At 62.1% G+C, this 12,583-nt stretch carries 12 protein-coding genes; all 12 read right to left on the bottom strand.

Annotation, left to right across the window (positions count from 1 at the left end; translation table 11 throughout):
* Nucleotides 1–3: 3 nt before the first annotated feature.
* The 12 genes from nuoN to C725_RS00995 all read right to left on the bottom strand — a co-directional run bounded on the left by nuoN (nucleotide 4) and on the right by C725_RS00995 (nucleotide 12,580).
* Nucleotides 4–1,464: an NADH-quinone oxidoreductase subunit NuoN gene (nuoN, locus tag C725_RS01050; RefSeq protein WP_008599597.1), complete on the bottom strand. Its 1,461-nt coding sequence runs from the start codon at nucleotides 1,462–1,464 to the stop codon at nucleotides 4–6.
* The gene (locus C725_RS01045; protein ID WP_008599596.1) at nucleotides 1,461–3,044 is read right to left on the bottom strand and encodes an NADH-quinone oxidoreductase subunit M; all 1,584 of its coding nucleotides are present in this window, start codon (nucleotides 3,042–3,044) and stop codon (nucleotides 1,461–1,463) included. The genes nuoN and C725_RS01045 overlap by 4 nt, the downstream gene beginning before the upstream one ends.
* A complete protein-coding gene (gene nuoL / locus C725_RS01040; RefSeq protein WP_008599595.1) occupies nucleotides 3,044–5,092 on the bottom strand; it encodes an NADH-quinone oxidoreductase subunit L in 2,049 nt (682 codons plus the stop codon). The genes C725_RS01045 and nuoL overlap by 1 nt, the downstream gene beginning before the upstream one ends.
* Nucleotides 5,093–5,099: 7 nt before the next feature.
* Complete coding sequence (nuoK, locus tag C725_RS01035) at nucleotides 5,100–5,405, bottom strand: NADH-quinone oxidoreductase subunit NuoK (protein WP_008599594.1); 306 nt, start codon at nucleotides 5,403–5,405, stop codon at nucleotides 5,100–5,102.
* Nucleotides 5,402–6,034, bottom strand: a complete 633-nt coding sequence (locus C725_RS01030; protein ID WP_008599593.1) for an NADH-quinone oxidoreductase subunit J — start codon at nucleotides 6,032–6,034, stop codon at nucleotides 5,402–5,404. Before C725_RS01030 ends, nuoK begins: the two co-directional genes overlap by 4 nt.
* A gap of 159 nt (nucleotides 6,035–6,193) precedes the next feature.
* Nucleotides 6,194–6,679, bottom strand: a complete 486-nt coding sequence (nuoI, locus tag C725_RS01025) for an NADH-quinone oxidoreductase subunit NuoI (protein ID WP_008599592.1) — start codon at nucleotides 6,677–6,679, stop codon at nucleotides 6,194–6,196.
* The gene (gene nuoH / locus C725_RS01020; RefSeq protein ID WP_008599591.1) at nucleotides 6,676–7,725 is read right to left on the bottom strand and encodes an NADH-quinone oxidoreductase subunit NuoH; all 1,050 of its coding nucleotides are present in this window, start codon (nucleotides 7,723–7,725) and stop codon (nucleotides 6,676–6,678) included. The genes nuoI and nuoH overlap by 4 nt, the downstream gene beginning before the upstream one ends.
* A complete protein-coding gene (nuoG, locus tag C725_RS01015) occupies nucleotides 7,725–9,782 on the bottom strand; it encodes an NADH-quinone oxidoreductase subunit NuoG (protein WP_008599590.1) in 2,058 nt (685 codons plus the stop codon). Before nuoG ends, nuoH begins: the two co-directional genes overlap by 1 nt.
* Nucleotides 9,775–9,987 carry a hypothetical protein gene (locus C725_RS01010; protein ID WP_008599589.1) on the bottom strand — a complete coding sequence of 71 codons (213 nt, stop codon included), beginning with the start codon at nucleotides 9,985–9,987 and terminating at the stop codon, nucleotides 9,775–9,777. Before C725_RS01010 ends, nuoG begins: the two co-directional genes overlap by 8 nt.
* Nucleotides 9,987–11,288: an NADH-quinone oxidoreductase subunit NuoF gene (gene nuoF, locus C725_RS01005; protein ID WP_008599588.1), complete on the bottom strand. Its 1,302-nt coding sequence runs from the start codon at nucleotides 11,286–11,288 to the stop codon at nucleotides 9,987–9,989. The genes C725_RS01010 and nuoF overlap by 1 nt, the downstream gene beginning before the upstream one ends.
* Nucleotides 11,285–11,947 carry a complex I 24 kDa subunit family protein gene (locus C725_RS01000; protein ID WP_008599587.1) on the bottom strand — a complete coding sequence of 221 codons (663 nt, stop codon included), beginning with the start codon at nucleotides 11,945–11,947 and terminating at the stop codon, nucleotides 11,285–11,287. The genes nuoF and C725_RS01000 overlap by 4 nt, the downstream gene beginning before the upstream one ends.
* Before the next feature lie 135 nt (nucleotides 11,948–12,082).
* The gene (locus C725_RS00995; RefSeq protein ID WP_008599586.1) at nucleotides 12,083–12,580 is read right to left on the bottom strand and encodes a hypothetical protein; all 498 of its coding nucleotides are present in this window, start codon (nucleotides 12,578–12,580) and stop codon (nucleotides 12,083–12,085) included.
* Nucleotides 12,581–12,583: the final 3 nt, after the last annotated feature.

Below are 12,583 nucleotides of genomic sequence, written 5' to 3'. Positions count from 1 at the left end.
CCGTTAGAAGGAGAGCATTGATACGGACGCCGACTGGGCCGCGCGGACGATCGGCCCGATGGCAAGCATGCCGATCGGGGAGCAGAAGATCGCCGCCACTGCCATGACCGCACCGTTGATGCGGCTTTCCTGCGGCGCGAGGACGCCGAGCGGCTCATCAAAATAGGCGAGCTTCACGACGCGCAGATAGTAGAACGCTCCCACAACCGATGTCACCACGCCGATGACCGCCAGCACATAATGTTCCGACGCAATGGCTGCGTTGAAGACACTGAACTTCGGCCAGAATCCAAGAAGCGGCGGGATTCCAGCCAGCGAGAACATGAAGATCGCGAGCGCCAGTGCCATGCCCGGACGCGAGCGGGAAAGGCCGCTGAGCGCGTTCATCTCGTCGAGAAGGCGGCCGTCGGCGTCCCGCAGCGAAAGAACGACGAGGAACGCCCCGATCGTCATTGCCAGGTAGACGGCCATGTAGAAGAGGACGCCGGATATTCCGTCCGCCGTCGCCGACGCGAGCCCGATCAGCGCAAAGCCGATATTGTTGATTGAAGAATAGGCCAGCAGGCGCTTGATCGACGTCTGGCCGATCGCGCCGACCGCGCCGAGGATCATGGAGGCCACGGCGGCAAAGGCGACGACCTGCTGCCACTGATCGGCAATCCCGCCGAACGCTTCCATGCTGACGCGGACCAGAAGGCCCATCGCCGCGGCCTTCGGGGCGGAGGCGAAGAAGGCCGCAACCGGCGTCGGTGCCCCCTGATACACATCCGGCGTCCACATATGGAACGGGACGGCAGACACCTTGAACGCGAGCCCGGCCAGGATGAATACAAGCCCGATCGTCAAGCCGATAGACGACCCGGCCCCAAGCAGCGGCCCGAGGACGGCGAAGCTCGTCGTGCCGCTGAAGCCGTAGACGAGGCTGATCCCGTAGAGGAGGATGCCCGACGCCAGCGCGCCCAGCACAAAATATTTTAGACCGGCTTCGGACGAGCGCGCCTCGTTCCGATGGAAGGCGGCGAGCACGTAGGCTGCCAGGCTCTGCAACTCCAGTCCGACATAAAGCGACAGTAGGTCGGCCGCCGATACCATCATGGACATGCCGAGCGCCGCCAACATGATGATGACGGGATATTCGAATTTATCCGACCGCGCCCGCTTTAGATACGGAAGGGCGATGACGCTGCAGACGCCGGCGGCAGCGAAGATGATCACCTTCAGAAAGGCGGAGAAATTGTCAGCGACATACAGCCCGTCAAAGGCGAACCGGCTTGCTGGATCGTTCACCAGCGACAGACCGGCAATGATGTAGATGATCACTGCGCCCCAGGTCAGGCCGACAAGGCTACGGTCGCCGCGAAAGACGCCGAGCATCAACAGCGACATCAGGCCGAGGGCGAGCGTCAGCTCCGGCGCGGCAATGGACAGGGACTGCGACAGCGGCTGCATGACAAGCTCGTTCATTCTGTAGCCTCCGCGACGGCACCGAGGACGCGGGCGGGCAGGTTTGCAGCACCGGCAAGCGGCGCGGATACATCATCGGCGCTGCCCGCCACCTCCTGCTGCGGCGCGCCCGCGGCGTTGAGGCGGGCGACGATATCCGCAACGGGTGCACGGACGGGATCGATGAACACATTGGGCGCAATGCCCATCCACAGGGTCGCGACGGCGATCGGCACCAGGCAGATATACTCGCGCACGCTAAGATCCCTCATGCCGGCAACCGCCTCGCTCGTCACCGTGCCGAAAACGACGCGGCGGTAGAGAAACAGCATGTAGGCGGCGCCGAGAATGATCCCGGTGCACACCACGAAAACCGCCCAGGTGGAGGTCTTGAACGCACCGAGCATTACCAGAAATTCACCGACGAACCCCGACGTCCCCGGCAAACCGACAGATGCCATGGTGAACAGCATGAAGAAGATCGCATAGCGCGGCATGATGTTCGCAACGCCGCCATAGGCCGAAATCTCGCGCGTGTGCAAACGGTCGTAGACGACGCCTACGCACAGGAAGAGCGCGCCGGAAACCAGGCCATGCGACAGCATGACGACGATCGACCCCTCAAGCGCCTGCTGATTGAAGCCGAACAGGCCCACCGTGACGAACGCCATATGCGCAACCGAGGAATAGGCGATCAGTTTCTTCATGTCGTTCTGCGCCAGCGCAACGAGCGAGGTATAGACCACGGCAACCATCGAGAGGCCGAACACCAGCCACATCAGCTCGACAGAAGCGTCCGGGAACATCGGCAGCGAAAAGCGGATGAAGCCGTAGCCGCCCATCTTCAAAAGAACGCCGGCCAGGATCACCGATCCTGCCGTTGGCGCCTGCACGTGGGCATCGGGCAGCCATGTGTGGACCGGCCACATCGGCATCTTCACGGCAAAGCTGGCGAAGAAGGCCAGCCACAGCCAAACCTGGACCTGCGGATCGAAATCATAGGCCATCAGCGTCGGAATGTCGGTCGTTTCGGCGGCACTGACCATGTACATCATCGCCAGCAGCATCAGGACCGAGCCGAGCAGCGTGTAGAGAAAGAATTTGTAGCTGGCGTAGATGCGATTGGTGCCGCCCCAGATGCCGATGATCAGATACATCGGAATGAGGCCGCCCTCGAACATGACGTAGAAGAGGAAGAGGTCCGTTGCGGCGAAGACGCCGATCATCAACGCCTCCATCAGCATGAACGCCGCCATATATTCCGGGACACGCGTCTTCACGCTCTGCCAGCTCGCCAGGATGCAGATCGGCATCAGGAACACGCTGAGCGCGATCAGAACGAGACTGATGCCGTCAATTCCGAGCGCCCAGGAGAAATACGGCTCGAACAATGGCACCGTCTCGCGGTACTGAAACGCACTCGTCCCCGTATCGAAGCCCAGCCAAAGAGCAATTCCGAGGACGAGTTCAATGAGCGTCGTGCCGAGTGCCAGCCAGCGCGCACTGTTCGCACGGCCATCTTCGTCGCCGGGCCACAGCAGAAGCGCGGCGCCGCTGATCAGCGGCAGCAGAATCATGACGGTAAGAATGGGGAACTCCATCACTGGCCTCCCAGCGCTTGCGGCAGGAACCAGGCAGCCGCCGCAGCGAGGCCGATCAGCATGACGAGCGCATAGGTATAGAGATAACCGGACTGGATGTAGCGGGCGACACCCGAACCGCGCACCACAAGGGCGCTGAGCCCGTTCGGACCGAAGCGGTCGATCGTGCCCTCATCCCCGCGCTTCCAGAAGAAGCGGCCAAGCCACATCGCCGGGACCATGAACACATAATGATAAAGCTCGTCGAAATACCATTTGTTGAGAAGGAAATTGTAGAGTCCGCGGAACGTGGACACGAACCCGGCGCGCCCTTCCGGCCGGTAGATATAATTCCACCACGCAATGGCGAGGCCCGTCAGCATGGCGATGAAGGGCGACAGCTTCACCCAGGTCGGCACGTGATGCGCATGCTCGATCAGTTCCGCCGAAAAGGCAATGCTGCCACGCCAGAACGCGCTGCCGGATTCTTCGCCGACGAAGACATGGTAGCCGAGGAAGCCGGCAAAGATGGCGCCGAGGGACAGCACACCAAGCGGCACCAGCATGTTCACAGGGCTTTCATGCGGATGATAACCGCCCGTGCCCGTGGCGGGCAGCGGCTTTGCCGGATGGGCGGGCTCGTCGCCCGAGTCCTCGTCCGACGGATGATCGTGCACAGCATGCTGGACATGCTCGCTGCCTGCCCAGCGCGCCTCTCCGAAGAATGTCAGGAAGACGAGCCGCCAAGAATAGAAGCTGGTCAGCAGCGCCGCAAACACGCCGACGGCAAAGGCGATATACCCCGCCTGGCTGCCGGCCGCGAATGCGCTCTCGATGATCATGTCCTTGGAATAAAACCCGGCAAAACCAATGCCGGCCAGCGGGATGCCGACGCCGGTAATCGCGAGCGTTCCGAACATCATAGCCCAATAGGTCAGCGGGATTTCCTTACGCAGGGCGCCATAGTGCCGCATGTCCTGCTCATGATGCATGGCGTGGATGACCGAGCCCGCCCCCAGGAACAGCAGCGCCTTGAAGAACGCGTGCGTGAACAGGTGGAACATCGCCGCGCCATAGGCGCCGACGCCCGCGGCAAAGAACATGTAGCCGAGCTGCGAACAGGTCGAATAAGCGATGACCCGCTTGATATCTGTCTGCACCGTGCCGACAGTCGCGGCGAACAGAGCCGTTGCGGCCCCGACATAAGTGACCACGGTCATCGCGGCGGGCGCCGCCTCGAACAGCGGCGACAGGCGGCAGACCATGAAGACGCCGGCCGTGACCATCGTAGCGGCATGAATGAGAGCGGAGACCGGCGTCGGGCCCTCCATCGCGTCCGGCAACCATGTGTGCAGACCAAGCTGAGCCGACTTGCCCATCGCGCCGACGAAAAGCAGCAGGCACAGCGTCGTCAGCAGATCGACCTCAGCTCCCAGAAACGTGATGGTTTGCCCGGTAAGCGCGCTCGCGCCGCTGTTAATGGCGGAAATGTCCGTGGTTCCGAACACCATGAAGACGCCGAAAATGCCCAGCGAAAAGCCGAAATCGCCAACGCGGTTGACCACGAACGCCTTGATGGCGGCAGCGTTGGCGCTCGGCTTGTAATACCAGAAACCGATAAGGAGGTACGAGGCGAGGCCGACCCCCTCCCAGCCGAAGAAGAGTTGCACCAGATTGTCGGCCGTCACCAGCATCAACATGGCGAAGGTGAACAGCGACAGATAGGCAAAGAATCGGGGCTGATCCGGATCCTCTGCCATGTAACCCCAGCTGTAGAGATGTACGAGCGCCGACACCGTCGTCACCACGATCAGCATGACCGCTGTCAGCGTATCGAGACGCAGCGCCCAGTTCACGTCAAGATCGCCCGAGCGGAACCAGTCCATCACGGGCTCGACGTAGCTTGTGTCGCCGAAACCGACCTGGAAAAAGATGACCCAGGACAGCGCCGCGGAAATAAACAGGCCACCGGTCGTCACGCTCTTCGCGAGCATGTTGCCGAGCGCACGGTTACCGAGCCCGGCAACAAGCGCCGTCAGCAGCGGCAGGAATACGACGATCTGAAGCACGCGCCCGTCAGCCCTTCATCTGGTTGATCTGGTCGACCGCGATCGTGCCACGGTTGCGGAAATAGAGAACGAGGATCGCAAGCCCGATAGCCGCCTCGCCCGCCGCGACGGTCAGGACGAACATCGCGAAAATTTGTCCGGTCAGGTCGCCGAGGAATGAGGAGAAGGCTACGAGATTGATGTTCACGGCCAGCAGGATCAGCTCCACGGACATCAGGATCACGATGACGTTCTTGCGATTCAGCGCGATGCCGAGGACCCCGAGAACGAACAGGATCGCCGCAACGGTTAGATAATGTTCGAGACCGATCACAGCTCGACCCCCTCACCTGTATTGGGTTTGGTGATGCGCACCGCGTCTTCCGGACGGCGGGCGACCTGGCGCATGATGTTCTGTTTCTTGACGCCGCCGCGCTGCCGGTGCGTCAGCACGATTGCCCCCACCATGGCGGTGAGGAGGATCATGCCGGCCCCCTGAAACACGTAGACGTAGCGCGTATAAAGCAGCGCGCCGATCGCCTCCGTATTGGAAACGTCTCCGCTCGCAGCGGCACCGGCTGCGACGTTCGCCGCGGCCACGCCCATTTCGGGCTGGCCGATCAGCGCCGCAGCGCCCGCGGCGACGATCAGCTCCGCCGCCAGAACGCCTGCCAGGATAAGGCCGAAGGGAAGATAGGAAACGAAGCCGGCGCGCAGTTCGGCGAAATCGATGTCGAGCATCATGACGACGAACAGGAACAGCACGGCAACCGCACCGACGTAGACGATGACCAGCAGCATCGCCAGAAACTCCGCGCCCAGCAACAGGAACAGCCCGGCTGAATTGAAGAATGCCAAGATCAACCACAGCACGGAGTGCACCGGGTTCTTCGACAGGATCACCGCAGTACCCGAAATGAGCACGATGCCTGCCAGCATGTAGAAGATGATCGCTTCGACCATGCCGGTCCCCGCTTACCCTTTGCTTCAAATTCCGGCGACATGCCGGCTTCCGTGCCGTCCGGCGGTTGAAGGCCGCCGAACATTCTTCTTTCGAACCGTCCCCCTGCACGGATGCCCGGCACAAGCGCCGGACGGGCGGTCCCGTGAATTGGCGCCGCCCTAGCGGTAGGCAGCATCCGCCGCAAGATTCGCGGCCAGCGCAGGCTCCCAGCGCTCGCCGTTTTCAAGCAGTTTGAACTTGTCGTAGATCAGTTCCTCGCGCGTTTCGGTCGCGAACTCGAAATTCGGCCCCTCGACAATGGCATCAACGGGACAGGCCTCCTGACAGAAACCGCAATAGATGCACTTCGTCATGTCGATATCGTAGCGCGTCGTCCGGCGGGAACCATCTTCGCGCGGCTCTGCCTCGATCGTGATCGCCTGCGCCGGGCAAATCGCCTCGCACAGCTTACAGGCGATGCAGCGCTCTTCCCCATTGGCATAACGGCGCAGCGCATGCTCGCCGCGAAAGCGCGGGCTGACAGGTCCCTTTTCAAAGGGATAGTTCACCGTGGCCTTCGGCCGGAACATATATTTCAGCGTCAGGCCCATGCCCTTCACAAATTCCAGCAGCAGGAAGGATTTGGCGGTTTGTGCGAAGCTCATTGGAAATGACCCGGGGTTACGAACATCAGATAGCCGGAGACCAGGAACACCCAGAACAGGCTGACCGGCAGAAACACCTTCCAGCCGAGGCGCATCAGCTGGTCGTACCGATAGCGCGGCACCGTCGCGAACACCCAGGCAAACAGGAAGAACATGAAGGCGATCTTCAGAAGCAGCCAGATGAAGCCCGGAACGACGTAGAGCAACGGAATGTCGAGCGGCGGCAGATACCCACCCAGAAACAGCACGCTCGTCAGCGCGCACATCAGCAGGATGGCGCCATATTCGCCCAGCCAGAACAGCGCGAAGCTCATCGAGGAATATTCGGTCTGGTAACCGGCGACGAGTTCGGCCTCGGCCTCCGGCAGGTCGAAGGGTGGGCGATTCGTTTCCGCAAGCGCGGAGATAAAGAACATGATCGCCATCGGAAAAAGCAGCGGGTTGAAGAGGTTCATGTTGATGAACCCGAGAACCGTGCCGCGCTGCGCCTCAACGATCGTGCTGAGATTGAAGCTGTTCGCCCACAGAACGACACAGATCACGATGAAGCCGATGGAGACTTCGTAAGACACCATCTGAGCCGCCGACCGTAAGCCGCCGATAAACGGATATTTACTGTTCGACGCCCAGCCGGACATGATGATGCCGTAAACACCAAGCGAGGACACCGCAAAGATGTAGAGAATGCCGACATTGATATCCGCAAGAACCAGTTCAGCGGAGAAGGGAATGACCGCCCAGCCAACGAGCGCCAGGGTAAAGGTGATCATCGGTGCGAGCAAAAAGACGCCCTTATTGGCGCCGGCCGGGATGATCGTCTCCTTCAGGAACACCTTCAGGCCGTCGGCAAAGGACTGCAGCAGGCCGAACGGTCCGACCACATTGGGTCCGCGCCGCATCTGGGCCGCCGCCCAGATCTTGCGGTCTGCATAAACGGCATAGGCAACGCCGATCAGCACCGGCAGCACGATCGCCAGCACGAGCAGGGTGTACCCCACCAGATAGCCGAACACGTCGCCCAGATGGGTTTGGAAGAACGCAACCATTATTCGGCAGCCTCCAGCACATCCTCATTGCCGTGCAGGATGATTTCCGAACATTGCTGCATCACCTCCGACGCGCGCGCGACGGGATTGGTCATGTAGTAATTCTCGAACGAATACCGCACGGGCTCCGGCTGAACTTCGCTGCGTCCCGGAATGGAAAAGGAATCCCACCCGACGACCGCAAGCCCTTCGTCCGCCAAGAGGGGAAATTCTCGTGCGATCCGCGCACGCAGTGCGTCCATATCATCATAGCCGAGCGGACTGCCCAGCACATCCGAAAGGGCGCGAAAGATTGCCCAGTCCTCTCGGGCATCGCCCGGCGGGAACACCGCGCGGTTCGAGCGCTGCACGCGGCCTTCCATGTTCACCCAGGTCGCATCCTTTTCGGCAAAGCTCGCGGCCGGCAGGATCACATCGGCATGACGGACACCGCGGTCGCCATGATGACCGACGTAAATCTTGAATACGCCCGGAAGCGCGCCAGCATCAATCTCGTCAGCACCGTGCAGGAACAGGGCCTTCAGAGCACCGGACTCCGCATCGGCTAGAATGCGGGAGACTCCGCCCTCTGCTGTAAAGCCGATATCAAGGCCGCCGACTCGCCCAGCGGCGGTGTGCAGCACGTTGAAACCGTTCCATCCATCGCGAACCAGATTGAAATCGCGCACCAGCGTTTCCACAGCGGCCAGAACGCCGGCGCCGTCGGTCCGCGCCAGTGCGCCCTGCCCGACGATCACGGCCGGGCGCTCCGCGCCCTTCAGCGCGTCGACCACCGCTTGCGGCAGCGATCCGAGCACCGTGAGATCGCCCCCCAGCCATTCGGCCTCATAGGTCAGATCGACCTCGGGCCCGATGGCGAAGACTTTGGCCGCTCCCCTGCGAACCGCTTTACGGATGCGCGTATTCACCAGCGGCGCTTCCCACCGCGGATTGGAACCGATCAGGAGCACCACATCGGCGGTCTCCAGCGGCGCGATGCCGGTGTTGAACAGATAGCTTGCACGGACACCGGAAATCTCGCCACCAAGCTGCGCGCCATCCTGACGACATTCATGGCGGCTGGAGCCGAGCTGCGCGAGAAGATCCTTGAGGGCGACCATGCTCTCGACGTCGACCAGATCGCCCGCGATCGCGCCGATTTGCTCGCCGCCGAGACCGGACAGCCCTCTTTTGACGGCCGCGAACGCGTCCTTCCAGGTCGCGCGGCGCAGCTTGCCATTCTCCCGAATATAGGGCGCATCGAGGCGACGCTTCATCAGACCGAGCGGACCGTAGCGCCCCTTATCCGACAGCCACTCCTCGTTGACGTCGTCATTCACTCGCGGCAGCACCCGCAGAACCTGTGGCCCCCGACTATCGTAGCGGACGTTGGAGCCGACGGCATCCATCACGTCGATGCCGTTCGTCTTGACCAGTTCCCACGGCCGGCTTTCGAACGCATAGGGTTTCGAGGTCAGCGCGCCGACCGGACAGAGATCGATGACGTTGCCGCTAAGCTCCGACGTCGCCGCCTGTTCCAGGTACGTCGTGATCTGCATGTTCTCGCCGCGGCCCACGGCGCCGATCTCCTCGACGCCGGCGACCTCCTCGGCAAAACGAACGCAGCGCGTGCAGTGAATGCAGCGGGTCATCACCGTCTTGATGATCGGACCCATGTATTTCTCGGTCACTGCCCGCTTGTTTTCCTGGTAGCGAGAGCGTCCGCGGCCGTAATTGAGTGCCTGGTCCTGCAGATCGCATTCGCCGCCCTGATCGCAAATGGGGCAATCGAGCGGGTGATTGATCAGCAGGAACTCCATGACGCCCTCACGCGCCTTCCTGGTCACTTCCGAGTTGGTCTTCACGACCTGCCCGTCAGAGGCGGGCATGGCGCAGCTCGCCACCGGCTTCGGCGACTTTTCCATCTCCACGAGGCACATGCGGCAATTGCCAGCAATGGACAGCCGTTCGTGATAACAGAAACGCGGGATCTCCTTGCCGGCCGCCTCGCAGGCCTGCAGCACGGTCGCCCCCTGCGGCACCTCCACCTCGATACCATCGACGGTCAGCTTAGGCATCGGCATTGTCCTTTCCGGCCTTCTTGGCGGCCTTGGCCAGACGACGCTTTTCCTTCTCCTCCGCCTTCAGGCGCTGCGCGTAATCGGCGTTCATCCAGCCATTCTCCGGGCCGCTGCGGCGGGAGGCATCATCGGGCATGAGCGCCGTAATTGCGGCGCCGCCAATGACGATAATGCCGACCAGACCGATGAGCATATGAACCATTATTCAGCAGCCTCCAGCATGGCATTCTTGCGCGCGGCGATGCGGCGCTCGAGTTCGGGGCGGAAGTGACGGATCAGCCCCTGGATCGGCCAGGCCGCCGCGTCTCCAAGCGCGCAGATCGTATGTCCCTCGACCTCTTTCGTGACATCATGCAGCATATCGATCTCCTCGACCTCCGCCTGCCCCGTCACGAGCCGCTCCATGACCCGCCACATCCAGCCCGTGCCCTCGCGGCACGGCGTGCACTGGCCGCAGCTTTCATGCTTGTAGAAATAGGAGATGCGGCTGATGGCGCGCACGATGTCGGTCGATTTGTCCATCACGATGATCGCCGCGGTGCCCAGACCCGATTTCAGATCCCGCAGGCCATCGAAATCCATGGGGCAGTCCATGATCTCCGCAGCCGGCACCAGCGGCACGGACGAGCCGCCCGGAATGACCGCCAGCAGATTGTCCCAGCCGCCGGTGATGCCGCCGCAGTGCCGCTCGATCAGGTCGCGGAACGGGATCGACATGGATTCCTCCACGACACACGGCCGCTCGACATGACCGGAAATCTGAAAGAGCTTGGTTCCGTGGTTGTTCTCACGGCCAAAACCGGAAAACCAGCCCGAACCCCGACGCAGAATTTCCGGCACCACGGCGATCGATTCGACGTTATTCACCGTCGTCGGGTGACCATAAAGGCCCGCCCCTGCCGGGAAGGGCGGCTTCAGGCGCGGTTGTCCCTTCTTTCCTTCCAAGCTTTCCAGCATCGCGGTTTCCTCACCGCAGATATAGGCGCCGGCGCCGCGATGCATGTAGACGTCGAAATCATATCCCGACTTCGCGGCGTTCTTACCGAGCAGCCCCTTGTCGTAAGCCTCGTCTATAGCACGCTGGAGCGCTTCCGCCTCGCGAATATATTCGCCCCGAATATAGATATAAGCTGCGCGCGCGCGCATGGCGTAGCCAGCAATGAGTGCGCCCTCGAGCAGCTTATGCGGATCGTGCCGGATGATCTCCCGGTCCTTGCAGGAGCCCGGTTCCGACTCATCGGCATTGATGACGAGATAGGACGGCCGGTCGGCGGGCGGCTCTTTCGGCATGAATGACCACTTCACGCCGGTCGGGAAGCCCGCCCCGCCGCGACCGCGCAGCCCGGACGCCTTCACCTGCTCGATCACCCAATCGGGGCCGTTTTCGAACCAGCGCTTCGTATTGTCCCAATCGCCGCGCTTGGTCGCCGCGTCGAGACCCGCCGACTGAAAGCCGTAGAGATTGGTGAAAATCCGGTCCTTGTCGCTAAGGAAATCGGTCACGCCGTGAACTCCTTCAGCGTCGTCGGTCCGCCCGCCGGCTCCGATGACTTGCGACCGGTCTGCGAACCGGGCTGCGGTCGATCCCCCGCGGCGAGTGCGTCGATGATCCGCGCCGTGCTGTCCGCGTCCAGATCCTCGTAATTGTCGTCATTGATCTGCAGCATGGGCGCGTTGGCGCAATTGCCCATGCATTCGACCTCCGTCAGCGTGAAAAGACCATCCGGGGTCGTCTTGCCCTTCCGGATGCCCTTCTCGTTCAGCGCCCGCATCACGTCGTCCGAACCACGCAGCATGCACGGCGTCGTACCGCAAAGCTGGACATGGTACTTCCCGACCGGTGCGAGGTTGTACATCGTGTAGAAGCTGGCAACCTCGTAGACGCGAATGTACGGCATCGACAGCTGCTTCGCTACGAATTCGATGACGGGAATTGGCAGCCACCCCTGCGTTTCCGTCTGGACGCCGATCTGCCGCTGGGCAAGATCCAGAAGCCCCATGACCGCGGACTGCTGACGCCCCTCCGGATATTTGGCGATCTGTCGAGCCGCCGACTTGGCGTTCTCTTCGGTCCACTGGAATCCGTCGAACGCGTGATGATCCGGCTTTTCCGGCGCCATCTCGTGCGTGTGGGCGACGCTGCTATATGTGGCTGCGGTCATGTCTTCGTTTCTCGTTTTGCATTTGCCGCGCAGGAACGAAACAGCGCGGCCGGCATATGGCTTGCGCGCGATATGCCTATCATTTCTTCATCTCGCAACCGCCACATTCCGCGCGGAGCCGCGGAATTCCGTCAGTTAAGAAGCCTTCTCAATAAGGACGCGCTCCACGCATTCGATCCGGTCGCCGTCGCCCCTCGCGCGAAGCGTCCATTCGCTGCGAAAGGGCGCGCCGTCGCTGCCGACGGGTGTCGATAGGAATGTCACCGTTCCCGCCGCCCGGTCGAACCCAACGGCCTGCGTCAGCACCGCCGCCGGGGACTTGCCGGCGCGGGCCTCGGCAGCCCGGGCGAGCGCCGACAGATTGTCGACCTCTTTCCCCGTATCGCTATCGCGCGCCACGAAGCCGTCGCATAGCGGCGGCCGCTCGTAAAGCTGCCCGGTCGCCATGGCCTGCATCATCGCCTGCGGCGTCCGGTAGGCCATTGGCAGATCGCCGGTTGCGATCGTATCCTGCGCGGCACCGATCGAAGGCGCCGGATCCTCATCGCAGCCGGCTAGGCAGAGGAGAAACAATCCGGCAGCGCCAAGACGGATCGCATGGGCTGCGGAGCGGGGCCACCCTGAAGACCGCATCGC

The sequence above is a fragment of the Pacificimonas flava genome (assembly GCF_000342165.1).
In the GTDB taxonomy this organism is placed as follows: domain Bacteria; phylum Pseudomonadota; class Alphaproteobacteria; order Sphingomonadales; family Sphingomonadaceae; genus Pacificimonas; species Pacificimonas flava.
Note: the sequence above shows the minus strand (reverse complement) of the source record. Positions and strands in the feature narration are given on the sequence as shown.

Coding starts and splice junctions, on each gene's coding strand:
- nuoN (WP_008599597.1), bottom strand. CDS start 1,464: ATGAACGAGCTTGTCATGCAGCCGCTGTCGCAGTCCCTGTCCATTGCC.
- C725_RS01045 (WP_008599596.1), bottom strand. CDS start 3,044: ATGGAGTTCCCCATTCTTACCGTCATGATTCTGCTGCCGCTGATCAGC.
- C725_RS01030 (WP_008599593.1), bottom strand. CDS start 6,034: ATGGTCGAAGCGATCATCTTCTACATGCTGGCAGGCATCGTGCTCATT.
- nuoI (WP_008599592.1), bottom strand. CDS start 6,679: ATGAGCTTCGCACAAACCGCCAAATCCTTCCTGCTGCTGGAATTTGTG.
- nuoH (WP_008599591.1), bottom strand. CDS start 7,725: ATGGTTGCGTTCTTCCAAACCCATCTGGGCGACGTGTTCGGCTATCTG.
- nuoG (WP_008599590.1), bottom strand. CDS start 9,782: ATGCCTAAGCTGACCGTCGATGGTATCGAGGTGGAGGTGCCGCAGGGG.
- C725_RS01010 (WP_008599589.1), bottom strand. CDS start 9,987: ATGGTTCATATGCTCATCGGTCTGGTCGGCATTATCGTCATTGGCGGC.
- C725_RS01000 (WP_008599587.1), bottom strand. CDS start 11,947: ATGACCGCAGCCACATATAGCAGCGTCGCCCACACGCACGAGATGGCG.
- C725_RS00995 (WP_008599586.1), bottom strand. CDS start 12,580: ATGCGGTCTTCAGGGTGGCCCCGCTCCGCAGCCCATGCGATCCGTCTT.